The organism is Rhodococcus sp. PML026, from assembly GCF_000963615.1.
Taxonomy (GTDB): domain Bacteria; phylum Actinomycetota; class Actinomycetes; order Mycobacteriales; family Mycobacteriaceae; genus Rhodococcoides; species Rhodococcoides fascians.
On the sequence record NZ_KQ031367.1, the window covers coordinates 16,166 to 38,448 of the forward strand.

Consider the following 22,283-nt stretch of genomic DNA (forward strand, 5'->3'; position numbering starts at 1 on the left):
GACTGCTTCATGGCCACGAGCTACGCCGTGTTTTGCGGCATCGACGTGGGAAAATCCGAACATCACGCCGTCGGTCTCGCCTTCGACGGAACCCGTCTGTACGGCAAAGCCCTACCCAATGACGAGGCCCGCCTGCGCACAGTGTTCGACCGCCTCGCCACGCGCGGGCCGCTGTTGATCGTCGTCGATCAGCCTAATACGATCGGCGACGCCCTGCCGGTCACCGTCTCCCGATCCTGCGAGCACCAGTTCGCGTCCCTACCGGGTCTGTCGATGCGCCGCATCGCAGATCTGTATCCAAGGCAAGCCAAAACTGATGCGCGGGCCTGCGTTCATCATCGCCGACACGGCCCGGACCATGCCCCACACGCTGCGACGAGTCGATACCGGTGATGACACACTCGCCGAGCTCGGTGTGCTGATCGGTTTTGATGACGATCTCGCCGGTGAAGCAACCCGCGTCAGCAACCGAATCCGCGGACTGCTGACCGGCATTCACCCCGCGCTCGAACGAGTCCTCGGACCGCGTGTGACACACCCGGCAGTGCTCGAGATCCTGTCCCGCTGCGGTAGCCCCGGCGGCATCCGCGCTGCTGGTAAGCGGAAACTGACCGCTTCGCCGCCAAAAACGCGCTCAGGATGGGGCAAGACTGGTTGCGGAGATCTACGCCGCACTCGAGGCTCAGACGGTAGTAGTGCCCGGGTCTGCGGCTGCCGAGACTGTTCTACCCAAACTGGCGGACTCGCTCAAAGAGACACTGCAGCAACGCAACACAGTTGGCTCGGACGTCGAGAGGATGCTCGGTGCCCACCCTCTTTCCTCGCTCCTGATCTCGATGCCAGGCGTCGGAGTCAGGACTGCCGCACGCATCCTTCTCGAAGTCGGTGACGGATCGGCATTCAAATCAGCAGGACACCTGGCCGCCTACGCCGGCATCGCACCCGTGACCCACCGATCCGGCACCTCGATCCGAGGTGAGCATTTAGCGTGATCAGGAAACCGCAAACTCAAACGCGCGTTGTTCCTTTCGGCCTTCGCCGCGCTGCACGACCCCACCAGTCGCGCCTACTACGACCGCAAGCGAGCCGAAGGCAGGAAACACAACGCCGCGCTCATCTGCCTCGCTCGACGCCGATGCGACGTCCTGTACGCCATGCTCAAGAACAAGACCCTGTACCAACCGCCCGCAGCTCACGCAGCTTGACAGAAACCATAGGGACACGTTATTGAGGCGTGAGGTTCACCCCAACGGTACCAACGGCAGCGGTTGTACCCGCGTTCGCCGACGATCACGGTCGGATGCCGTGCGTGGGGTTGATCTGCCGCGAGGATTTCCGACACTGGAGATGACTATTCTGAAGCCGCGTTTGCGGACTGCCCGTAACTGTAGTGGACAGCGTTCGGGGTTCGGTACCCGAGCGCCGAATGGCGGTGTTGTGAACTGTAGAAGCCGTCGATGTATCTGACGATGTCTTGTCGTGCTTTGCTTTTGGTGGAGTAGATCGTTCGGTAGACGCATTCGTTCTTGAAATCAGCGAAGAAACTTTCGGCCATACTGTTGCCCCACAACACCCCGCGAAGACCGCATCCGCGGAGAGCTCACGAGAGCCCGGTAAGCCCGGTAAGCCCGCGAGGTACATACGGCAAGTTCGGAGTGGAAGATCGCTCCCGGCTCGATCCGGGTCAAGGCTCTAAATCGAGATGGCTCCGTTCACTTGGGGACACGCCAACCTCTCAGGTGATTAATCCGACGGGGATTACCCGAAACCATGTACCAGGTACTGCACGTACCTGATACTGTGCGAACACCTTATCGCGACGAGCTGCGCAGACAGAAGAGGAGAGACCGGTATCTATACAGAAATTGCTGGTCGAGCGACAGCCAGTCTTGTGACCTTTGGAAATTCGATTGCCCTCGCCGGCCAGGCATTGCGGTGGGCCGTGCGCGATATTGTCACCGGACGGTTTCCGTTTCGGGAGTTTGTCACACAGACGTGGTTCGTCATCACCGTAACGACGTTGCCAGCGATCCTGGTCGCGATCCCGTTCGGCGTTATCGTCTCGGTGCAGGTCGGAAGTCTAACCCAGCAGGTCGGGGCCACATCTATCGCCGGAGCCGCCGGTGGACTCGGGATCATTCAGCAGGGGGCACCGATCGTCACCGCGCTCCTGCTCGGTGGTGCGGCAGGGTCGGCCATCGCCTCTGACCTTGGCGCACGCACCGTCCGTGAAGAAATCGATGCCATGGAGACGCTCGGACTAAATTCGACACGTCGACTCGTCGCACCTCGATTCGTCGCGGTTCTCATCGTCGCTCCGATGTTATGCATGCTCATCGTGTTTACCGGTCTCGTGGCCGGCTACATCCTTAGCGTCAACGTCCAGGGCATCACGCCGGGGAGCTACGTCGCATCGTTCGCATCGTTCGCATCATCGGCGGACATCCTTGTAGCGCTGATCAAGTCAGTGGTGTTCGGTCTCGTGGTCGTGACAATCGCGTGTCATCGGGGCCTGTCCACGAAAGGTGGCCCCAAAGGTGTGGCCACATCTGTCAACGCCACCGTGGTCCTAGGGGTAGTGGCGTGCTTCGTCATCAACGTGTTCATCACCCAACTGACCATCATGTTCGTCCCGCAGACCATCGGATGACGGAGAACACGTGACCGCAGTACCATCCACCCGTTATAGTTTTGTTACTCGTCCGATCGTGCGTGCTGTGACACCCCTCGCTGAGGTCCCCGCGCAGCTCGGGCACATTACAACATTCACCATCGACACCGTCGCCGGAATTCGGCACGTCGCAACCACCTATCGACGACAGACGTTTTTATTCATACAGGAGTTTGCCTGGGGACGAGGCGCTGTACTGGTCGGCGGGGGTACCGCGATCGTGCTTGTGATTCTCGGAATGGCTGTCGGGGCGTCCATCGGCATCCAGGGCTACGCCTCGCTAGACCTGGTCGGGATGGGGTCTCTTACGGGATTCATTTCGTCATACGCCAACACTCGAGAGTTGGCACCGATGATCGCCGCGATCGGTTTCGCAGCCCAGGCCGGCTGTCGCCTCACTGCGGAAATAGGTTCGATGCGTATCGCCGAAGAGATCGATGCGCTCGAGTCGATGGCGGTGCGGCCGATTCCGTACATCGTCAGCACGCGTGTGGTCGCGGCGATCACTACCATCATCCCCCTCTACATCGTAACGCTGATACTCAGTTTCGGCGCGGCCAAGCTGGTCGTCATCCTTTTACACGGCCAGTCGGGTGGCACCTATGACTTCTATTTCGATGCGTTCCTCAAACCGCAGGATTTGGCGTTCTCAGTAATCAAGGTCCTCGTTTTCGTGGTGTCGGTCGTCATCATCCACAGCTACCAGGGTTACTACGCCAGCGGCGGAGCAGAAGGCGTCGGCCGCGCGTCTGGTCGAGCGATCCGCAGCAGTCTCATCATCATCGTCGTGGAGGACATGATCTTAACCCTGTTGATGTGGGGTTTCGATTCGGGCGTCAAGATTTCGGGCTAGGAGTTCAAGTGGCTGTATTTCAAGATCCATCAGGACGCGCGCCCTCACTGGCGAACTTGACCCTGCGCGGGATCGGGGTTCTCGTCGTAGTGACGGTTGCCGGCTATCTTCTGGCGGGCAACGCGACCGGAAAATATGAAGACATCACGACAGTGACGATCACCACCGACGCGGTTGGTGACGGGTTGAAGGGCGGATCGGAGGTGAAGTATCGGGGCTTCACGGTGGGCAAGGTGTCCTCGGTGTCGGGGCGCGACCAAAGTGTAAATGTGAAAATCGAGCTCACCGGAGTGAACGACGACATCCGGTTGCGTCAGGGCATGGCCGTGAATTACACGTCCGCCAGCGCGCTGGGGCCGACGGCACTGGAGATTGTCGACCCCGGGCGGGGAGTCCTCATCCGTGATGGCGGCAGCGTCTATGTGAGCAAGCTGCAGTCCGAACACACTTCGGTATCGACCCTGATTCGAAAACTCTCGAAGCTGGTCGATGCTCTCGATCAGCCGGCGTTCAATTCTGTGGTGAAGTTTGTCGTCGATGATTCCCAAACGTTTGCCGATGCCGGCCAGCTCATGTTCCAGATCGCGCAGCTCACTCGGGACGTTCAACAGCGGCCAGTGGGCCAGGATTTGGCGATCGCGGCAGACCTGTCCCAGGGCGTTGCCGACTTCATGACGCCGTTCGTTCCGGGCATCCTCATAAACGTCGACGTCGCTGACTTCTTCGCCACCGACGAGGCCATCAATCAGGCCACAGGCAACCTCAACAGCACCGGCGAGGTTCTGTTCGGGGGACTGGGAGGACTGTTGAGCGAAAACTACCCGGCGTTGAGTTCGGTACTGGACGTCGGCCTCGATCTGGCGAGGCCGGTCGCCAGATCGGCATCGGGACTCGCGCAGACCATTTACACCATCCCGCAGATCCTGGACAGCATCGACAACGCCACGCCGCAAGTCGGCGAGCGAGTACAACTTCAGGTCGCCCTGGTAGTGCAGACGTCACCTGCGCTGCAGAGCGCGCTTGCAGCAGGAGGACCAAGAAGATGAAGCTCAAGTCGTTAATTCCCACCATCGTCAAGATCGTCGCGTTCGCCGCAGTCATCGGCGTTCTCACCTACGTGATCATCGCCATCCTCGAACCCAGCTCGGACGGAGCGAGTTCTGAACGGTCTGCGGTCTTCTCCGATGCATCTGGGCTCAAGCCTCGCGACGGTGTGCGTTTGGCGGGAGTAAAGGTCGGTTATGTGACGGCGATCGGCCTGAAAGGGCCCACCGCGGTCGTTCATTTCCAACTGAACAACGACGTCGCGATCACGTCGAGCACCACCGCCGCCGTGCGTTATCAGAATCTTCTCGGACAGCGATATGTCGAATTGATCGGTGCGGCACAGGGAAAGACACAGGGGGCGGCGCTCACACAGGTGGCACTCGACAAGACCGTTCCCTCATTTGATGTGTCCACCTTGTTCAACGGGTTCAAGCCGGTGTTCGACACGCTTAACGCCGACGAGATCAATGAACTGCAGTCCAACTTGTTGCGCGTTGCTCAAGGTGATGGGAGGGGTATATCGCCTGTTCTGGAGCAGGTCGCCAACATCACCGCCTACGGGGACCAGCGGTCTGAGATCATCACGAATATCGTGACGAGTCTCGGCCAGGTCTCCGACCAACTCGAAGGCCGCTCGGCGCAGCTGGTCGAACTCGTCGACCAGCTGGGATCGATCGTCGACGCCTTCAGCCGCGTGAGTGACCGGTTGCGGGAGTCGCTGGGCGAGGTCAACCGGTCCATGGAGAAAACTGTCATCGCCGGGGAGCAACTTGACTCAACGTACGACCAGAGTTTCGCGACGATCTATCAGCGTCTGGCGCGAGAACCCGGGGAGTTGGAGGGGCTGCTGAATGGCGCGGTACTGCTCAAGCCCCTTATGGACTCGCTGAACGCTTCGACGAATTCCACGCCGAGTGAGGCACGATGTTCGAAAGGCCTTCTGCCCCTGCCGGATACAGCCACGATTGCGCTTATGGGGCAACGATTGGTGGTGTGTAAGTGAGGTTGTTCAGTCGAAATCGACCGCATCACCAGTCCGAACGCAGACGCGACCTCATCGTCGCCGCTGTGGTGGTGGTGACCGTGGTGGTCGGTCTGGTAATCGCCGGGACCGTGTATATCGCACCGCCCGGCCAAAAGGTGTACTCGGCTCAACTGGTCAACACCGGAGGGCTGGAGTCGGGTGATCAGGTGCGTATAGCGGGGATAAGACAGGGAACGGTGTCGTCGGTGGACCTCGCGGGAACGTTTATCACAGTCGAATTTCGACTCGACGACTCAGTGCCAGTCCGTTCGGATGCCACCGCAGCGGTTCGCCTGATCACGCCGATCGGCGGGCGAGTTCTCGATCTGGACCCAGGGTCAGGACCGACCTCGCTGTCGGGGGCGATCCCCCTTGTTCAGACATCGAGTACTTACGACATTTCGGACACGCTCGAGACGACGACGCCGGTGTTCCGCGATGTAAAGGGCGTCGATCTCCGTCAGACTGCGTCGCTGCTGCAGAATGCGTTCTCCGACGGCAACACAAACATTCCCGACGCACTGAGGAACACCAGCAGTTTGATGGAACTCTTAGAGCGACAGTACGGTCAGCTCGACAAAGCGGTCGCTCTATCCGATGAATACGTCAACGCTTTCGCCGATCAAAAACAGGTGCTGGTCGACTTTCTCCGTCAACTCAGCTTCCTTGCCAGTACGCTGGGACCTGATATCGATAACGTCCGCGGCGGGTTCGACCTTCTCAGTCGTCTGTTCAAACTTCTCACGAGGCCGCTCGTGGCTTACAGCGATGGAATCGAACCGTCTGTCCAACAATACAAGACGCTCCTCGACAAGGTGTCGTCAGAGCTGCCAGGCTACTCCGATGCCCTGGCCCAGGTTGATCAGATCACTCAGCGCCTCGGCGTCCTCCTCCAGGCGCCGGTCGGTGCGTCGACTACCACAGAACCAGAGGTTCGTGTGTGCATTCCGAGTGGTGACGACAAATGTTGACTACATGGATCCGAAGACTGTTGCTCCTGATCGCCGTGGTGGTTGTGGTGGTCGCTAGTGTGGAAATAGGGGGGAGGGTGTCCGACGACACGCGCTCCCTGTGTGCCGAGTTCACCGACGCATCGGGCCTCTTCGAAGGCAACACAGTAGCCATGCTCGGCAAGAAGATAGGCAGCGTCGTCGGGGTGCACCAGAATAGTGATCAGTCCGGTGTAAGGATCGACATGCGGATCGACAAGAGCGTTCCGCTGCCCGCCGACGTCGGCGCGACTCTGGTGTCGACATCCATCGTGACCGAACGTCAAATCGAGTTCACCAAGCCGTACTCTGATGGAGCCCGATACGAGACGGATCAGTGCATTCCGTTGAGTAAGACGAGAACCCCGCTGGGAATCAGTCAGACGCTCGACTCGATCAGCAACTTGTCCGAGGACCTGGTCAAGGACAACGGCAGGAACACCGACGCGATCTTGCAGTCCCTCGAGCTCGTCTCCCGCAATCTAGAAGGAACGCAGGGTGACGTGGCCGGGATCATCAAGGACTCAGCCACGCTCATCGACGACCCGGCAAAGCGGGATATGCAGATTCGCAGCATCGTCGGGAACCTCGCCGCACTGACGGGGGTGGCAACCGAGAACGACAAAGAGGTGACCGCCCTCTTCGACAACTTCGTAGGTGCCATCGAGGTCATCATCGCGTTCGGCCAGACCTTCGGCTCGGCAGTCGAGTACGCGGGGACGTTCGTTCCGATCCTCTCGAGGTTCGCAACAGATTTCGGTCCCCCGATATTCGCGATCGGTGATGCTGCCGTTCCGCTCATCGCCGACATGGGAGAGCAGCCGGACATGGTGGTAGCGATCGCAGCCCGCACGGCAGACCTCATCGTGAAACACCCCGATGCCAAGTCAATTGTGCAGGCGTTCGCAGTGTCGCTGCCTTTGCGAAGCCTGGTCGGTGGCTGCGCCGCGCCGGTGGCAAACGGAGTCTGCGGGTCCAGCGATGTATCGAGGACGATCGCAGGGATGATGGGGGGAGGGGCCTGATGATCTCGGTCAATCGCGCATGCCTCGGACCCATGGTGGTCGCACTGATGGCAACGATAGTTTTCGTGACATCGTGTGGGATCAACGCCGACAATCCGCCGACGATAGCGACCTCCGACGCGGACGGTTACGACATCCAGATGGAGTTCACCAGCGCACTCAACTTGCCTGCCCTCGCAAAAGTTCTCTCGGGGGGAATCAGCGTCGGGTTCGTCGAAGATGTCACGTACGAGAACGGGCATGCGGTCGTGAAAGCTCGCATCGACAACACGACTCAGCTGCCGGGGGAATCGCGGGCTGAGCTGCGTCAGGACACTCTCCTTGGTGAGATCTACGTTGCCATCCTTCCCCCAGCCGAGCCGTCGACGGGTGCCTTGCTGCGGTCGGGTTCGGTGATCCCGTTGGCACGGACCGAGCCGGCAGCAAATGTCGAGGACGTCATGCGCGGGATGTCGAATGTCCTCGGGGGCGGTGAGCTCGACAAGATCCACACCGCGATCTCGACATTGAACACCACGTTCCCCAAGGACTTGCAGCAATTCGACGCCCTATACCAGACAACGCTGGAGACCGTCTCGGAGGTCTCCTCGAATACCGACAAACTCGACGTAGTGTTGAGGTCGGCGGATCAGACTCTGAAAGTGATCTTGGACGATCCGTCGGGAATCGACCGGATGCTGACCAAGGGCGGACGCAACTTTTCTGGCCTCGGCTACTCCCTGATCGAGGTCGCGTTACTCATCGCCAACTTGCGTGATTTCGCAGTGTCCGCGGGCAGGATCGTGGATCCGGAGTACTTACGGATAAAGGAGTCAGTGGCCGGGATCGCCCCGGTGATCGATTCGATCGCCAACTCCGACATCTACTCGAAGTCCGTCACGGAGCAGGCAACGAGCGTCATCCGCGACAAACTCATTCCATTCGTGCGGTCGCCCGACATTAACCTCTCGGACATCTCCATCGATGGTCGGGACCTAGCGCGGCGTGACGCCGAATCCTTCGTAACCGTGTTGAGATCAATCGGAATGATGCCGTGAACCGCAGCAGCACGCTCATATCGATACTGGCTCTCGCCGTCGTGTTCGTCGTAGGGCTCGGCTACCTCGTCGTCGGCGTGGCACACATCAACCCCACCCGCTCCGAGTACTCCTTAACCGCCATCATCGACAGCTCAGGCGGTCTGCTGGACACATCGCCGGTGATGGTGCGGGGGGTACCCGTCGGAAAGGTGTCCTCGATCAACGTCGCGGATTCGGCAATTAAGGTCGAGATGACGATTGATTCCGACCACAAGATCCCCCAGGACAGCGAGATGTCTATCCAGAATCTGTCGCTCGCGGGGGAACAGTACATCAACTTCGTGCCCGCGGGCACGGCAACCGGTGGGTACTTCGATAACGGAGACGTGGTGCCCGCGGACGCGGTGCACGTGTCGCAATCGGTTCCCCAGGTGTTGCCAAAGTTGGCTGCAGTGGCAGATGGGCTCGACCCGGAATCGATCGAGTCCATCAACAAGACCGTCGCCGAGGCCGTCGCCGGACGGCAGGACGACCTCGACACGATCGGCGACATGATGCACCGTGTAGTCGATTTCGTCGGCAAAGATGGGTCCGTCCGGGTGACCGCAGACAACGCCGAGTTCCTGCTCGGCCTCTTGGCCGATGCCGGGGACGTCCTCAGTACGGCATCTGTACGCACCCCTGACGCCGTGAACGGGCTGGCGCGGATTCAACGGGCGTTCATCAGGTTCACAACCACCTCGTACGACAAGTGGCCTCCCGTGTTGAAGCTTGTGGAAAAGCTCAACGGCTATATTCAGATCCTGCAGCCGGATCTGCTGACGATCACCCGGGCGGTGAAACCGGCGACCGAGAAAGTTGCCGACACATACGTCGACTTCGGGTCGATCGGCGACCTCCTCGGCCGGACTTTCCCGGCGTCGCGACCAGGTCGCGCCGAGGTCCCCGTCACCGTGTCGCCGCCACTACGGTGACGCCCCGTCCGCAAGCGACTGTCACCGTTATTACACAGAAGGTCCCACATGACAAATGACGACCGAACGAAACCGCACCCCGAGCCCACTGAAGTCGAGGACAGCGCGGCCGCAGCGACGCCGGATGGCGATCTACTGATGGACGAAAACGCCCCAGCCGCGTCCGCCGTAGCCACGGCTGGGGCTGGAGACAGCGACGTCGACCCCCCCTCGCCAGGTGGGCACCGCTGGTCAGCATCGCCGCGATCACGTGCCGTGGTGGTTTCGGCCGTGATCGTGGTGCTCGCTGTGCTGGCCGGCGTGTTCGCCTACCTCTACCTCGAGGCCGACGAAGCGAAGTCGGTATTGGAAAACGACGCCGCGCAACGGGCCGCCGCGGCGAAGGCCGCCTCGGATTACACGACCAGATCCCTGACCTACAGCTACCAGAACACCGACGCCTTTTTCGCGGCAGTCAAAGAGGACGCGGGTGAGGCTCTAGTCAAGCGGTACGACGAGGTTCGGCCGACGCTAACCCAGATTATCCAGCAGGCCCAGGTGCAGGCGTCGGGACGCGTTCTGGCCACCAGCGTCACCGGTGAAACCGGTGACGCCGACGGAGAATACACGGTGATGGTCTTCGCGAGCCAGAAGACGCAGAACGTGCAGAATCCACAACCGAGTGAACTGCCGACATTGTTGAAGGTGGTCGTGACGAAAACCGCCCAGGGCTGGCAGATTCAGGACTATGGCCCAGCTGAATGAGACGGCTGCTCCGCAGAAGGAGTTCCACGAAGAGCAAGATGCAGGACGGTACTCATTCTTCGACGCGGTCGCAGATGTCGGCGGGGTCGACGCCGGTGAGGAGTTGGGTGATCTCTTCGGGTGGCGGGTGCCCCCTCGATCGGGTCAGTGATCCGTCCCGGTGTTTCCGGAGGGTTCGTCTCAGGGAAAGATGAAACCTCATGGCAGCAGGATCGAAGCGGTACTCGGCGGAGTTGAAGAAGGATGCCGTCGACATGGTGGCTCGGTTGGTGGCGCAGGGCGATACCGAGTGGGCGGCGATGCGCAAGACCGCGGATTTGCTCGGTGTGGGCGCCGCTGAGACCGTTCGTCAGTGGGTTCGGAAGGTACCCGTCGACGGCCCGGGCAGCACTGTCGAGTTACGTGCCGACGCCGAGGTCATCAGGAAGTTGCGTCAGGAGAACGCCGAACTCAAACGGGCCAACGGGATACTCAAGGCGGCGTCAGCTTTTTTCGCGGCCGAAATCGACCGGCCACACCGATAATTGTGGACTTCATCGGCACTCACCAGGGAAACCGGGTGGGTGCCGATGGTCTTGTCTGGGGTGTCGACTCGATGTGCACGGTGCTCTCCGAGCACGGTATGCACATCGCCCCGTCCACGTACTACGACCATGTCACTCGGGTGCCGTGTGCCCGAATACTGTCCGATGCACATGTCATCGATGCCATTCACATGCTCCGGACGCGGCAACCGCTCGCACGGGTTCTCGGTTCGCGGAAGACCTGGATTATGTTGCGCAGCAGCGGTATCGAGGTAGCTCGATGTACCGTCGAACGACTAATGCGGGAAATGAGGTGGCACGGTGCGCTCAAAAAGAAAGCGGGTCCGCACCACCGTCGCCGATCCGACCCACCCGCGGGCCGAGGATCTGGTGAAGCGCCGGTTCACCGCGGTGGCACCGAACCGGCTGTGGGTCGCCGATTTCACCTAATGCCGCACGATGTCGGGGTGGGCGTTCACGGCGTTCGTCGTCGATGTGTTCGCCCGGAAGATCGTCGGGTGGAAGGTCGCATCGGAGATGACCACCAGCCTCGTCGACACCGCCATCACTAACGCGATTGATTCCCGAAAACGTTCTGGTGTAACTGCTTTGAGTAATCTGATCCACCACAGTGGCGCTGGATCCCAGTACACGGCGATCGCATTCGGGCAGCGTTTGGCGCAGGAGGGCATCGCGGCGTCGATCGGAACGGTCGGCGACAGTTACGACAATGCCCTTGCCGAATCGGTGAACGCCGACTACAAGAATGAGCTCGTCGACAACGGCCCTCGCTTCCCCGGTGCCGCGGAATTGTCGTTGGCCACCGCACAGTGGGTCGCGTTCTACAACCGCGAACGCCCCCACAGCTACTGCCACGACCTCACGCCCGACCACGCCGAGCAACTCCACTACGATCGCACGCGCACCCTCAATCCGGAGGAGGCACTCACGCAGTGAGCCCTCCGGAAATGCCGGGACGGATCACAGTTTGCGAGTGGTCGAACACCGACAGAATCGGGAATGTCGGGATTTTGCAGGCCTCCTCGCCGTGCCGACGGTCGAAGACACAGCGATGGTCACCACGGCGCTGAAGACGGCGTTGCGGCGACGAGATCACGGTGGACACCGCGTCGGCTCAGGGCTCATCCATCACAGCGATGCCGGCAGTCAGGGCGGATTTAACCTGTCGTCGCAACACAGTGCCGTGAAGCCGAGTTCATCTGCTCTGCAAGCACTTCCGCTGGGGTTCGCCACCCAAGTGTTTTGCGCGGGCGGTTGTTGAGTGCATCCGTCACGGCCTGAACGTCACTTCGACGGTATCGAGCGAGATCGGTTCCCTTCGGAAAGTATTGTCGCAACAATCCATTGGTGTTTTCGTTCGTTCCCTGCTGCCAGGGGCTGTACGGGTCGCAGAAGTACACACGGATCCCGGTTTCTGCGGTCAACTCCGCATGACGTGCAAGCTCCGCCGCGGTCCCAGGTCACCGATCTGCGCAGGTGCTCCGGCAGCGGTGTCATCGCAGCCTGGAGTGCATCGCAGACCGACTGACATGTATGGGCCCAGGACATCTTTGACCGATTGTCATCGACACATCGTTACCCGCTTCTGGGGCGGTGGGCGTTGAAGTTCCGAATGGGTTTGGTTGAGGTTCGCGCGTAGACGCCGAGCTCGGTGGTTCCGTCGAGGACCCGAAAGTAGTTGTCTTCGACCACGACAGTCACGATGGTTCCGGCATGGGTACGGCCGACCTTGAGCAGCTGACCGGTCACCATGACCCGGCCGTCTTTCGGGACGCGTCGCTGTACGGTCTGCGGTCCGGCCGGCGGCGGCGCGGGCAACGTTCCCGTAGCTTCCCGTGCGCCGGTCAGACCCGCGAGCTGGCTGGCATCGAGCGGGTTCGGCAGTGTCGCGAGCAGGACGTTGTCGACACTGGCGTGGATCAGCCCTGAGGCGATTCGCAGCGTCACTCGTGTTCCCGCTCTGTCGGCTCCGAGGTGAAGTCGGTGACCGGCGAGGATGACGGTTCCGTCTCGTCCTGCGGTTCGGTCGACCTCGATCGGTCTCGGTTTGGTGGGCAGGACTGCGGTGTCTACTGCCGCTGTTGCCGGAGATGGTCGGCCCTGGCGTGTGCCGCGCATGGCGAGGCGTTCGAGGTCGGTGTGGGTCAGTCGCGAGCGCACTGTCTTGATCACGGTGTCGTCGAGGATGACATGAATGCTGACCAGGTCGATCCACAGGGTGACGGTCCGTCCGGCGTGGTTGCTTCCGATCCACAATTGTTGCGCTCCAGCGACATTGGTCACGCCGCTCGGTGGTACCTGGGTGTCGAGCTCGATTGCACTGCTGCTTCTTTCACGGCCCACCGTTGTCAGGCTGGAGCTTGCAGCGGTGAGAGTTGATGACGAATCGGACTGGCCGTTGTCGGTTGTTCCGTCGTGATGCTCGTGGTGGGCTCGCGCACGGAACAAACTCGCGGGTGTTGCCATGTCCAGACTCTGGTGGGGCCGCAGGGTGTTGTAGGCGTGCACCCATTCGTCGAGGGCGGCTTGGGCAGCAGCGATGTCGGCGAATGCGCCTGCCTCATCGAGGAATTCACGACGAAGGGTTCTGTGGAATCGTTCGATCTTGCCAGTTGTGGTGGGTGAATGGCGTCGGGTCAGTCGTGCGGTGATCCCGAATTCTCGGCATGTTCGCTCGAACAGCACTTCGGCCGGCAGCGGCCGAGTGTGTTTACCGGTGAATTGTTTCCCGTTGTCGGTGAGTACCTCGAACGGCGAACCCCACTTGTGGATGGCAGCGATGAATGCTTCACATACTGCGTTCCCGGAGGGGTGCTCGAGGACGGTTGCGGTCACGATGAATCGTGAGTGGTCGTCGATTCCGGTCAGCATTTTGCACTCGCGTCCGCCGACGAGGAACATTCCGCCGACGAGGTCGAGCTGCCATAGGTGCATCGGCGCTTCGCGCTGCCAACGTTTGTAGACTCGTTTATGTTGTTGCTCTTGATGATTGACCAAGCCGTTGCGGACGAGCGTTCGGTGGACGGTCGCGCGAGATGGGGTTCGGTCTCCGATTTCTTTGCTTAGCTCGAAGCAGATGCGGCGTGCGCCCCACCGCCGGTGATGTCGTCGCATCTCGCAGATGAGGGCTTCGATGTCGGGCTGGATACGGTTCGGGCTCGCATGCGGTCGTCTCGACGAGTCGACAAGTCCGTCGATACCCGAGTTTTCGTATCGCTTGCGCCACGCTGTGACGGTCTGTCTGGAGACGCCGAATCGCTCGGCGACGTCGCTGACCGGTGAGCCGTCGTTGACCTCGGTAATTGCTCGGAAAGCGGACCTGGACAGTGAGTCGTTCGGCGATGTTGGCATCGGATTCGAGGGGCTGAGGGGAAGGCACACCCAACGATCACCAAAGCTGGTGAAGCGTCAGATATGTGCCGATGACGTTCCGTCAAAGATGTGTTGAACCTTTACACGTCACCGACTCCGATCCGTAACCGGACAACGCCGGCCTGTTCTTCACCGGGGGCGCATCCCAGTACCCATCCTTACGTGGCAGATGCAGCAACGTGGTGAATCTGCTGGTGCGTTCGACAAGCGTACCCACTGTGGACCTGCCCAGCCCGATGATCAGACCTCCTTCCCAATGCCCTGGCGTTTTGCGATCAGCGACTTCGTCTGGCCGCGAGCCGATGGTGACGTCATCGGTGATGAATCCGGTGCGGAGCTTCTTCGCTCGCGCCCTCGGCTCGCGCAATGCTCGTCCGGTGCGCAGGCACGCCACCAACTCTCTATCCTGCGCTCCACGTCCTTCGATGCAGAGGGATTGGTAGATCGCTTCGTGGGAAATGCGCATCGACTCGTCGTCCGGGAAGTCGATCGGCAGGCGGTTGGCGACCTGTGCCGGGCTCATGCGCTGGCCCATCGTCGGTCCGCTCTCCGTGCCTTGTTGCGTCCCTTCCACGATGCGAACGGGCCGACAACCTCACCGTTTTCGTCGCGGATCACGCCCGAGAGCACTTCCTGTACGTACTCTCGAAGAGGTTCGTGTTCAACGAGTTTGGCTACCTTGGGTCGCCTTGCCGCAAGATCGGCTTCCATTGCGCCACTGATGTGCGGTACTCGACCTTGCCGCCGCGGGTGGCAGCGTTGCGGCGGAGTTCTCGCGAGATCGTCGACGGTGATCGCCCCGATCTGGTCTGCGATATCTCGCATGCTCATACCGTTCGCGCGAAGCAGGGCAATCTCCTCACGTTCGTGAAGGTCAGATACCTCCCCGTGGGCGGGGCCAAGTCAATCGGCGGCATACCTCCAGCGTGACGGAACCACCGTGAACCCACCGGCCCCGACACGCCGCAAGCGGTGCCGCGTCTTCACTGGTCAACCCCAACGCGATCTGCGCCCAGAACTCGCGTTCGAGATCTCGGCGTACCGGCGGACGACCCGGAGATTTCATCACCGCCCGCCCAGTCAACGTCGCCGCCCATTCTGGTGGTCGTCCCATCGAAACACCCTCCATCCCTTGAGGTGTTGCGTCGACCGGTTGAACCTGGTCAGTACACGTCGATCGCGTTCGCGGGAACGCTTGCGCTCGAGGGGATCGCGGCACCGATCGGCAGCGTCGGGGATGTGTAAGACAATGCGTTGGCCGAGAGCACAATTGGGTTGTTCAAGACCGAGGGAGTATCGAAGAGAGGCCCGTTCCTGAACGGCCCGCTAAAGACCATCGACGATGTCGAGTTCGCCACGATGGGATGGGTCGACTGGTTCAACCAACGCCGCCTCCCACAGCACCCTCGACTACCTCACACCAGACGAATTCGAGAAGGCCTACCACAGTCAAGAATCGGCTCTCCGCCCGGAGATGTTGCAAGCGTAGGAGCGGCAAGAAACCCGGGACGGTTCACTGACACGGCGCGCCGTCTGGTGGCGTTGCTTCACCCGCCTGGGCGCTATCGGACTGGATGCTGGGGAACGACCCAGGGCGCAAAGCGGGTCGGTCAACCCTGATGTTCACTCTCTGCTATCGACTCAACTTCCTCGAGCGTGGTGGGGATGTGGTACGGCGGTCTGCTCGTGCCCGAGATGCGATAGCGGTCCCAGAAATCAGGGTCGCCCACGACGCACTCGGCGCGTCCCTCTGGTGTCGCAAAGACGGCAACCGTGCGCCTTCCCGAGAGGGCGGCGTGGAGCGCATCATTCTTGTCGATCCTTCCGTACCAGGTGTATAAGCCGTTGAGGGGCTGGAAATAGCCTTTGATCTTCACCCCGACAGCAATCTCCTTGCCACGGCACACCAAGGTGCCCTCGCCGGAGTAGTCGAGATCGTGGTCGTCAGACACGCAAGGCTCACTTTCTTCACATCAAACATTGACAAAAGAACGCATTGGCGCAGACACTATCAGTATCTGGTACCCGGAGTACGGGTATGAAGTCGAGACTCAGCTCGGCCCGGAACGCAACGGAGGTGTCACATGACCGTTCAAAATGTGGAGACCAAGCCCGACGTCTCAACGGAAGGCGCTGCGCGTGTCAGCGCCCGCAAGCCCGTCGACATGCAGAGATCTGCCGGCCGACTGCTGCGGGCGGCGGCCGAAAAATTCTATGACGCGGAGATCGACATCGATTGGGACTCACCCTGGGAGGAAGGAAAGTACTACCTGCCAGAGCATCGGGTCTCGCTCTACGGCACCAAGCTGTGGGAGAGAATGAGCGACGAGCAAAAGGCGGAACTCGGGCGCCACGAAATCGTCAGCATCCTCAGCTTCGGTATCTACGCGGAGAATCTGCTCAGCTCGGCGCTGCTCCGAACATCCGCCAAAGGCGCCCTGACAGATCAAAGGTCCCTCTACGCCCTTAACGAGATCGGCGACGAGGCACGTCACTCGACGATGTTCGCCCGACTGATCAACAAGACGGGCCTGGCACCGTACAAGTTGCCGAAGGGGTTCTTGAGCATCGCGAAGATCTTGCACTTTGTGCCTCTCGGCCCGTCCGTGTCCGGCGCGACTCTGCTCATCGAGGAGATCCTCGACCGCGCTCAGCGCGAGGCGATGAATGACCCGAAAATGCAGCCGCAGCTGCGCCAGCTCATGAAGATCCACGTTCTCGAAGAGGCCCGTCACATCACGTTCGCGCGGCTGGAAATGGTGGAAGGGATGCAGCGTCGCGGACGCATCTCGCGCGCCTGGCATAGAGGCACGTTGGCGGCCATTGCGAACTTTGCATACCCGTTGCTCATCAATCCGAAGGTATATCCCGATGTCGGAATCAGCCGTCTGCGCGGCCTGTGGGCGCAGCAGACGAGCCCGAACTATCGCGTCAACTTGCAGTTCATGTCCGAGCCGATGATCCGATTCTTCCACGAGGCCGGAATGATGGAGGGGAAGTTCACGATGGCGATGTGGCGCGCAACGCGCAGCCTGCCCGACGATCTGCGCTAACACGCCCGGCCCGGTCCGCGCGTCCCACAGCCCATTCCTCGACCCCACGACCGGATTCCTCGGTTCGTGGGCTTGGGCGGATGACATTCCCACACCTGCCACGCGTCACGGCGCGCCGTGCGGGTCCGTTTTCTGCATTCGATCAGGAGATTTTCACAATGCCGTCCTCCAACGCCAAGTCCGCCGCCACGGCGACAGACCCGGGAATAACCGAGCCCATCACTACCAAAGTTCTCATCATCGGCAGCGGCTTCTCTGGCCTCGGTATGGCCGTCCAGCTCCGCCGACGCGGGTACAGTGATTTCATCGTTCTAGAAAAGGCCGACTCCGTCGGTGGGACGTGGCGCGACAACACCTATCCGGGATGCGCGTGCGACGTACCGTCACTGATGTACTCCTACTCGTTCGAGAGTCGCGGTAGCTGGTCGAAGGTGTGGTCCTCGCAGCCCGAAATCGAGCAGTACCTGAAAGATATCTCCAACAAGCGTGGTGTCACTCAGAAGATCCACTTCGGGCAGAAGTTGGTCTCCGGATACTGGAGCGAGTCCGAATCTCGGTGGCACCTGCGTACCGAGTCGGGCCGGGAGTACGTCGCGCAGTACATCGTGTCCGGTGTCGGCGCTCTGCACATCCCGAATTTTCCGAATATCCCCGGAATCGACGAGTTCGCCGGTCAGGCGTTCCATTCGGCACAGTGGGACCACACGGTGGATCTCCAGGGCAAGCGGGTGGCCGTCATTGGCACCGGTGCCAGCGCGATTCAGTTCGTGCCGTTCGTGCAGAAGGACGCCGGCACACTCACGGTCTTCCAGCGAACCCCGGCTTGGGTACTTCCACGCAAGAACTTCGCGGTGCCGCCGGTACTTCGGACGCTGCTCAGCAAGATCCCCATTACTCGCCGCCTCGCTCGGTGGTCGGTCTACTGGGGCGCAGAGAGCCTGGCCTTCGGGCTCAACGGCCACTCCAACCTTATGCGACCAATCGAAAAGGTGGCGAAATGGAACATCGAGCGTTCTATCACCGACCCCGAGCTACGCCGGAAGCTGATGCCGTCCTACCGCATCGGATGCAAGCGCATCCTGGGATCGAACGACTACTACCCTGCGCTCGCCGCCCCCAACACGACAGTGATCAGCGATCGGATCGAAAAGATCACTGCCGATTCGATCGTCACCCCTGACGGCGTGTCACACCCTGTGGATGTGATCATTTACGCCACAGGGTTCCATGTCACGGACGGGTTCGATCAACTCGCGCTCAAGGGCGCTCGGGGCGAGGACTTGCCGTCGCACTGGCACCGGACGGGCATCAATACCCACCTCGGCATCACCACCGAGGGCTTCCCGAACCTGTTCTTCCTGCTCGGACCTAACACGGGTCTTGGGCACAACTCTGTCGTGTTCATGATCGAGCAGCAGATCAAGTACATCATGAAGGCCATCGACGCCGTCGACAGTCGAGGTGCGGAGCGTGTTGATGTGCGGGCCGAGGTTCAAGAACACTTCAACAAGAGCATCCAACACAAGCTCGCCAAGGGCGTGTGGACCAACGGCGGATGTACGAGTTGGTATCTGGACTCGCAAGGTGTCAACCGTACGGTGTGGCCCGGGTTCACCTGGCAGTACTGGCGAGCGACGAAAGACTTCGAGCCCGCCGAGTACGAGATCGCCTGACAATCCAACCGTAGGTCATCGAGAAGTGAGTATCCGACAGTGAGTAGTTCGACAGCAGGCAATTACGCGACCCAGGTCGCAGTCGTCACGGGAGCCGCCTCAGGGATCGGTCGGTCCCTTGCCCTCCAACTGGCCGAACGCGGGGCCAGCCTTGCCTTGTCCGACGTCGACGAAGTGCATCTCGAGGAGACGGCGGACATGTGCCGTACCGCGCATCGTGCGACCGTGGAGACCGCGGTGTTGGACGTGGCAGATCGTGCTGCGTTCCAGGTTTACGCAGAGAGCGTGCAGTCGTCTTTCGGGCGCGTCAACATGGTGTTCAACAATGCCGGCGTCGCCCTCGGCGCCGACGTTGTCGACATGTCCTGGGAGGATTTCGACTGGCTGATGGGCATCAACTTCGGTGGTGTCGTCAACGGGACCAAGGCGTTCCTGCCTTATCTGATCGCCTCTGGTGATGGTCATCTGGTAAACACCTCCAGCGTCTTCGGTCTGGTCGGGATCCCCAGTCAAAGCGCTTACAACGCCGCGAAGTTCGGTGTGCGTGGCTTCACCGAAGCGCTTCGGCAAGAGATGAAAATCAGTCGGCATCCGGTCACGGTGACATGCGTTCACCCCGGCGGCGTCAAGACTAATATCGTCAACAACGCTCGTGGTGTATCCGATATGGGGGCAGATACCGCCACCATTGCCTCGATGTTCAACAACATCGCCAGGACCACTCCGGAGAAAGCTGCGTGCGCCATCCTCAAGGGAATGGACAAGAAGAAGCCCCGAGTGCTGATCGGCGCAGACGCACGTGGCTTCGACTTTGTCGCACGCGTTGTCGGTCCGCGCTACCAGGACATCTCTGCGCCTGTCACACGCGCGGGCTACGCCTTGGCTCGTAAGCGGGGGATCATCAAATGACCCTCGAACAGGAGAATCGGCCGGGCACCACCGCGCGATCGCGAACGCTGACCGTGTCGGAGGTCGTGCAGGAGACCAAGGACTCCGTGAGCATCGCCTTCGAAGTGCCTGACGAGATCGTCGACGATTTCAAGCATCTACCCGGGCAGTTCATTACGTTGAAGATCCCGTCCGACCAGACGGGCCACGTCGCACGATGCTACTCGCTGAGCAGTTCGCCTCATGTCGATGACTTCCGCCTCGAGATCGGGGTGAAGCGCACCGCTGGGGGGTATGCGTCGAACTGGTTGTGTGACAACGTTTCCATCGGCATGGAGGTGACCGTCCTCACGCCATCGGGAAAGTTTACCGCTAAGAGCCTCGACGTCGACTTGCTCTTCTTCGCTGGCGGAAGCGGCATCACTCCGGTTCTGTCGCTGGTGCAGTCGGCTCTGGTGTCGGGCAGTGGGGAAGTTGTCCTGTTCTACGCAAACCGTGACTCCGATTCGATCATGTACAAGTGCCGGCTTGAGCAGATTAGATCTGAATTCGCCGAGCGGTTCACTTTGGTTGACTGGCTTGAGTCGGAGAACGGGATTCCCACATCAGAGGCTGTAGAAAAGATTATTCGTGAACACAAGGGATCGGCAATTTTCACCTGCGGGCCTTCCCCTTTCATGGATCTTGTGGAAAGCTCTGCCGCCGCATGCGGAGTGGATCATTCGGATGTACATCGAGAGGTATTCCAGTCGCTGACGGGTGACCCGTTCGACACCGCAACACTGCGTCGACTCAGTGACGACGAGGGTGTAGCTACGGCCACGGTTTACCTGAACGGAGAGTGCATCACCACGGAGTGGCCACGTAACACGCCTCTGCTCGATGTGCTGCTCTCGCGAGGGCACAATGCACCGTACTCGTGCCGAGAGGGCGCATGCAGCGCGTGTGTGTGCAAGCTCATCGATGGCGATGTCGAGATGGTGCAGAACAACATCCTCGTAGACGACGACATTGAGGACGGCGAGCGACTCGCGTGCCAGGCACTTCCGCTCACCGACGCTGTGACGGTGAGTTTCGATGACCTCTGACTCCTCGAAAGCTGGCCTATTGTCGCGGCGGTCGCGGGAGGTTCTCTCCAGTGACGGCACGAGGCTGTTTGTCGAGGAGTACGGGCTCGGTGATGATGCGCCGCTGCTGGTGTTCAGCCACGGGTGGGCTTGCCAAGGTCGGTTCTGGAGACCTCAGATCGAGCACTTCGCCACCACACACCGTGTGGTGGTGTATGACCAACGAGGGCATGGCTGGAGCGACCGGGGTCGCGCGCCCTTCTCTTCGTCGGTGCTCGGCGACGATCTCGAGGCTGTCTTGCGCGCTGTCGTCACGTCTAATCGTAAGGCATTGGTGACCGGTCATAGTATGGGCGGGATGTCCATCATGGGTTGGGCTGCCGAGCACCCGGAGTCGGTGCCCGTCTTATCCCGTGGTGCCGTCTTGGCGAGTACCGGCCCCTCGCAGTTGGTGAGTAAATCGACGCTAATTGGGTCGCCACGTCGATTCCGCGCCTCACTGGAGCGGGCATTCGCAGCCGGGCTCGCCACCGCGGGACCGGAGATGCTTGACACTCGCTTCAACCGACGGTTGGTGAAATACGGGACGATGGGTCCACACGCGCCAGCAGACGTTGTGGCTGAGTGTTCCGACATAGTACTGCGGTGCCCCCCTGCGGTTCGGGGAATGTGGGGCAGGGTCCTGGCCACCATCGATGTGAGCAAAGGAATCGACTCACTTACGGTTCCGACGACCGTGATCGTGGGCTCGGCCGACAAGTTGACACCCGCGGTTCATTCCATTGATCTCGCCGACCGACTGCAGCAGCGCCGCCGGTTGCATGAGTTCGTGGCGTTGCCACAGATCGGTCACATGATCAACATGGAGGCACCAAACTATTTCAACGAAGCAGCGGCCCGATTGGACGCAGCCACGGTAGGCGATGGCTTTTGAACCGTCGACCGGACACACATGAGCTCGTGAGACGGCCACGATCGTCGACAGGCCGCGCGTGTCCGAGTTGGGAGGGGTCCATCGAGGCGTACAGCATCGATGGCATCGCCACGGTGATCTTTTTTGCGTCGATGGTGCGCAGCACCTCGGCGGATAAAACTTCGGCAGCACCATCATCGGGCCGCCTTTCGTCAGGGTCGGCACGAAGAACGCGGCCCCAGCATGCGACAGCGGGGTGCACATCGAGAATTTGGGGAACCCGGCCATTCTCACTCCGGAGAGTTGAATCTGCGTCATCGTGAACATTGCCGAAGCCTCCGATGGCTCCCTTCGGCTTTCCGGTCGTGCCGCCGGTGTATGTGATCGACACGGTGCGATCCGGCGGACGATCGGCTGCTTGAGGGA

At 60.7% G+C, this 22,283-nt stretch carries 19 protein-coding genes and 5 pseudogenes; 18 read left to right on the forward strand and 6 right to left on the reverse strand.

Features of this window, described 5'->3' with window-relative positions:
- Nucleotides 1-9: 9 nt before the first annotated feature.
- Nucleotides 10-1,205, forward strand: a pseudogene (locus VF34_RS24460) (IS110 family transposase).
- Nucleotides 1,206-1,351: 146 nt separating this feature from the next.
- Here the strand turns inward: VF34_RS24460 and VF34_RS25805 are convergent.
- A complete protein-coding gene (locus VF34_RS25805) occupies nucleotides 1,352-1,555 on the reverse strand; it encodes an integrase core domain-containing protein (protein ID WP_141214819.1) in 204 nt (67 codons plus the stop codon).
- 387 nt (nucleotides 1,556-1,942) lie between these two features.
- Here VF34_RS25805 and VF34_RS01580 point away from each other — a divergent pair, with 387 nt between their 5' ends.
- The 11 genes and pseudogenes from VF34_RS01580 to VF34_RS01630 all read left to right on the forward strand — a co-directional run bounded on the left by VF34_RS01580 (nucleotide 1,943) and on the right by VF34_RS01630 (nucleotide 11,827).
- Complete coding sequence (locus tag VF34_RS01580) at nucleotides 1,943-2,650, forward strand: MlaE family ABC transporter permease (RefSeq protein WP_228139276.1); 708 nt, start codon at nucleotides 1,943-1,945, stop codon at nucleotides 2,648-2,650.
- Nucleotides 2,651-2,660: 10 nt separating this feature from the next.
- Nucleotides 2,661-3,524 carry an ABC transporter permease gene (locus VF34_RS01585; protein ID WP_027498257.1) on the forward strand — a complete coding sequence of 288 codons (864 nt, stop codon included), beginning with the start codon at nucleotides 2,661-2,663 and terminating at the stop codon, nucleotides 3,522-3,524.
- An 8-nt stretch (nucleotides 3,525-3,532) separates the two neighbouring features.
- Nucleotides 3,533-4,570: an MlaD family protein gene (locus VF34_RS01590; protein WP_032375374.1), complete on the forward strand. Its 1,038-nt coding sequence runs from the start codon at nucleotides 3,533-3,535 to the stop codon at nucleotides 4,568-4,570.
- Nucleotides 4,567-5,574, forward strand: a complete 1,008-nt coding sequence (locus VF34_RS01595) for an MlaD family protein (protein WP_027498255.1) — start codon at nucleotides 4,567-4,569, stop codon at nucleotides 5,572-5,574. Before VF34_RS01590 ends, VF34_RS01595 begins: the two co-directional genes overlap by 4 nt.
- Nucleotides 5,571-6,566, forward strand: a complete 996-nt coding sequence (locus tag VF34_RS01600) for an MlaD family protein (RefSeq protein WP_027498254.1) — start codon at nucleotides 5,571-5,573, stop codon at nucleotides 6,564-6,566. Before VF34_RS01595 ends, VF34_RS01600 begins: the two co-directional genes overlap by 4 nt.
- Entirely contained in the window at nucleotides 6,560-7,609 is a 1,050-nt protein-coding gene (locus VF34_RS01605; RefSeq protein ID WP_027498253.1) for an MlaD family protein, read from the forward strand. Before VF34_RS01600 ends, VF34_RS01605 begins: the two co-directional genes overlap by 7 nt.
- Nucleotides 7,609-8,646, forward strand: coding sequence for an MlaD family protein (locus VF34_RS01610; protein ID WP_032375375.1), 1,038 nt, complete (start codon nucleotides 7,609-7,611; stop codon nucleotides 8,644-8,646). Before VF34_RS01605 ends, VF34_RS01610 begins: the two co-directional genes overlap by 1 nt.
- Nucleotides 8,643-9,602 (forward strand): MlaD family protein, encoded by a 960-nt coding sequence (locus tag VF34_RS01615; RefSeq protein ID WP_027498251.1) that lies wholly within the window; start codon nucleotides 8,643-8,645, stop codon nucleotides 9,600-9,602. The genes VF34_RS01610 and VF34_RS01615 overlap by 4 nt, the downstream gene beginning before the upstream one ends.
- Before the next feature lie 48 nt (nucleotides 9,603-9,650).
- Nucleotides 9,651-10,346, forward strand: a complete 696-nt coding sequence (locus VF34_RS01620) for a hypothetical protein (protein WP_027498250.1) — start codon at nucleotides 9,651-9,653, stop codon at nucleotides 10,344-10,346.
- The gene (locus VF34_RS24830) at nucleotides 10,330-10,497 is read left to right on the forward strand and encodes a hypothetical protein (protein ID WP_155288583.1); all 168 of its coding nucleotides are present in this window, start codon (nucleotides 10,330-10,332) and stop codon (nucleotides 10,495-10,497) included. The genes VF34_RS01620 and VF34_RS24830 overlap by 17 nt, the downstream gene beginning before the upstream one ends.
- Nucleotides 10,498-10,546: 49 nt before the next feature.
- A pseudogene (locus VF34_RS01630) lies at nucleotides 10,547-11,827 on the forward strand (IS3 family transposase).
- 221 nt (nucleotides 11,828-12,048) lie between these two features.
- Here the strand turns inward: VF34_RS01630 and VF34_RS24840 are convergent.
- The 3 genes and pseudogenes from VF34_RS24840 to VF34_RS25810 all read right to left on the reverse strand — a co-directional run.
- Nucleotides 12,049-12,403, reverse strand: a pseudogene (locus tag VF34_RS24840) (IS30 family transposase); the annotation flags it as partial.
- Nucleotides 12,404-12,466: 63 nt separating this feature from the next.
- Complete coding sequence (locus VF34_RS01635; RefSeq protein WP_045840685.1) at nucleotides 12,467-14,242, reverse strand: IS481 family transposase; 1,776 nt, start codon at nucleotides 14,240-14,242, stop codon at nucleotides 12,467-12,469.
- Nucleotides 14,243-14,324: 82 nt separating this feature from the next.
- On the reverse strand, nucleotides 14,325-14,786 hold the full coding sequence (locus VF34_RS25810) for an IS30 family transposase (RefSeq protein ID WP_027498247.1): 462 nt from the start codon (nucleotides 14,784-14,786) through the stop codon (nucleotides 14,325-14,327).
- Between the two features lie 722 nt (nucleotides 14,787-15,508).
- Here VF34_RS25810 and VF34_RS25420 point away from each other — a divergent pair.
- A pseudogene (locus VF34_RS25420) lies at nucleotides 15,509-15,658 on the forward strand (IS3-like element ISMyma10 family transposase); the annotation flags it as partial.
- Nucleotides 15,659-15,873: 215 nt separating this feature from the next.
- Here VF34_RS25420 and VF34_RS01650 read toward each other — a convergent pair.
- A complete protein-coding gene (locus VF34_RS01650) occupies nucleotides 15,874-16,215 on the reverse strand; it encodes a DUF4873 domain-containing protein (RefSeq protein ID WP_027498244.1) in 342 nt (113 codons plus the stop codon).
- 132 nt (nucleotides 16,216-16,347) lie between these two features.
- On the opposite strand from VF34_RS01650, the gene VF34_RS01655 reads away from it, so the two are divergent.
- From VF34_RS01655 to VF34_RS01675, 5 genes are all read left to right on the forward strand, one after another.
- The gene (locus VF34_RS01655) at nucleotides 16,348-17,316 is read left to right on the forward strand and encodes an AurF N-oxygenase family protein (RefSeq protein WP_027498243.1); all 969 of its coding nucleotides are present in this window, start codon (nucleotides 16,348-16,350) and stop codon (nucleotides 17,314-17,316) included.
- A gap of 158 nt (nucleotides 17,317-17,474) precedes the next feature.
- Nucleotides 17,475-18,989: a flavin-containing monooxygenase gene (locus VF34_RS01660; RefSeq protein ID WP_027498242.1), complete on the forward strand. Its 1,515-nt coding sequence runs from the start codon at nucleotides 17,475-17,477 to the stop codon at nucleotides 18,987-18,989.
- Nucleotides 18,990-19,028: 39 nt separating this feature from the next.
- Nucleotides 19,029-19,898 carry an SDR family NAD(P)-dependent oxidoreductase gene (locus VF34_RS01665; RefSeq protein WP_027498241.1) on the forward strand — a complete coding sequence of 290 codons (870 nt, stop codon included), beginning with the start codon at nucleotides 19,029-19,031 and terminating at the stop codon, nucleotides 19,896-19,898.
- Nucleotides 19,895-20,965 (forward strand): ferredoxin--NADP reductase, encoded by a 1,071-nt coding sequence (locus tag VF34_RS01670; RefSeq protein ID WP_027498240.1) that lies wholly within the window; start codon nucleotides 19,895-19,897, stop codon nucleotides 20,963-20,965. Before VF34_RS01665 ends, VF34_RS01670 begins: the two co-directional genes overlap by 4 nt.
- Nucleotides 20,955-21,878: an alpha/beta fold hydrolase gene (locus VF34_RS01675; RefSeq protein ID WP_027498239.1), complete on the forward strand. Its 924-nt coding sequence runs from the start codon at nucleotides 20,955-20,957 to the stop codon at nucleotides 21,876-21,878. The genes VF34_RS01670 and VF34_RS01675 overlap by 11 nt, the downstream gene beginning before the upstream one ends.
- A 30-nt stretch (nucleotides 21,879-21,908) precedes the next feature.
- Here VF34_RS01675 and VF34_RS25425 read toward each other — a convergent pair.
- Nucleotides 21,909-22,275 (reverse strand): annotated as a pseudogene (locus VF34_RS25425) (AMP-binding protein); the annotation flags it as partial.
- Nucleotides 22,276-22,283 lie beyond the last annotated feature (8 nt).

What these genes read in the sequence shown, in the direction of transcription:
- VF34_RS25805 (WP_141214819.1), bottom strand. Translation starts at nt 1,555, where the DNA reads ATGGCCGAAAGTTTCTTCGCTGATTTCAAGAACGAATGCGTCTACCGA.
- VF34_RS01595 (WP_027498255.1), top strand. Translation starts at nt 4,567, where the DNA reads ATGAAGCTCAAGTCGTTAATTCCCACCATCGTCAAGATCGTCGCGTTC.
- VF34_RS01605 (WP_027498253.1), top strand. Translation starts at nt 6,560, where the DNA reads ATGTTGACTACATGGATCCGAAGACTGTTGCTCCTGATCGCCGTGGTG.
- VF34_RS01610 (WP_032375375.1), top strand. Translation starts at nt 7,609, where the DNA reads ATGATCTCGGTCAATCGCGCATGCCTCGGACCCATGGTGGTCGCACTG.
- VF34_RS01620 (WP_027498250.1), top strand. Translation starts at nt 9,651, where the DNA reads ATGACAAATGACGACCGAACGAAACCGCACCCCGAGCCCACTGAAGTC.
- VF34_RS24830 (WP_155288583.1), top strand. Translation starts at nt 10,330, where the DNA reads ATGGCCCAGCTGAATGAGACGGCTGCTCCGCAGAAGGAGTTCCACGAA.
- VF34_RS01635 (WP_045840685.1), bottom strand. Translation starts at nt 14,242, where the DNA reads ATGCCAACATCGCCGAACGACTCACTGTCCAGGTCCGCTTTCCGAGCA.
- VF34_RS25810 (WP_027498247.1), bottom strand. Translation starts at nt 14,786, where the DNA reads ATGAGCCCGGCACAGGTCGCCAACCGCCTGCCGATCGACTTCCCGGAC.
- VF34_RS01655 (WP_027498243.1), top strand. Translation starts at nt 16,348, where the DNA reads ATGACCGTTCAAAATGTGGAGACCAAGCCCGACGTCTCAACGGAAGGC.
- VF34_RS01660 (WP_027498242.1), top strand. Translation starts at nt 17,475, where the DNA reads ATGCCGTCCTCCAACGCCAAGTCCGCCGCCACGGCGACAGACCCGGGA.
- VF34_RS01670 (WP_027498240.1), top strand. Translation starts at nt 19,895, where the DNA reads ATGACCCTCGAACAGGAGAATCGGCCGGGCACCACCGCGCGATCGCGA.
- VF34_RS01675 (WP_027498239.1), top strand. Translation starts at nt 20,955, where the DNA reads ATGACCTCTGACTCCTCGAAAGCTGGCCTATTGTCGCGGCGGTCGCGG.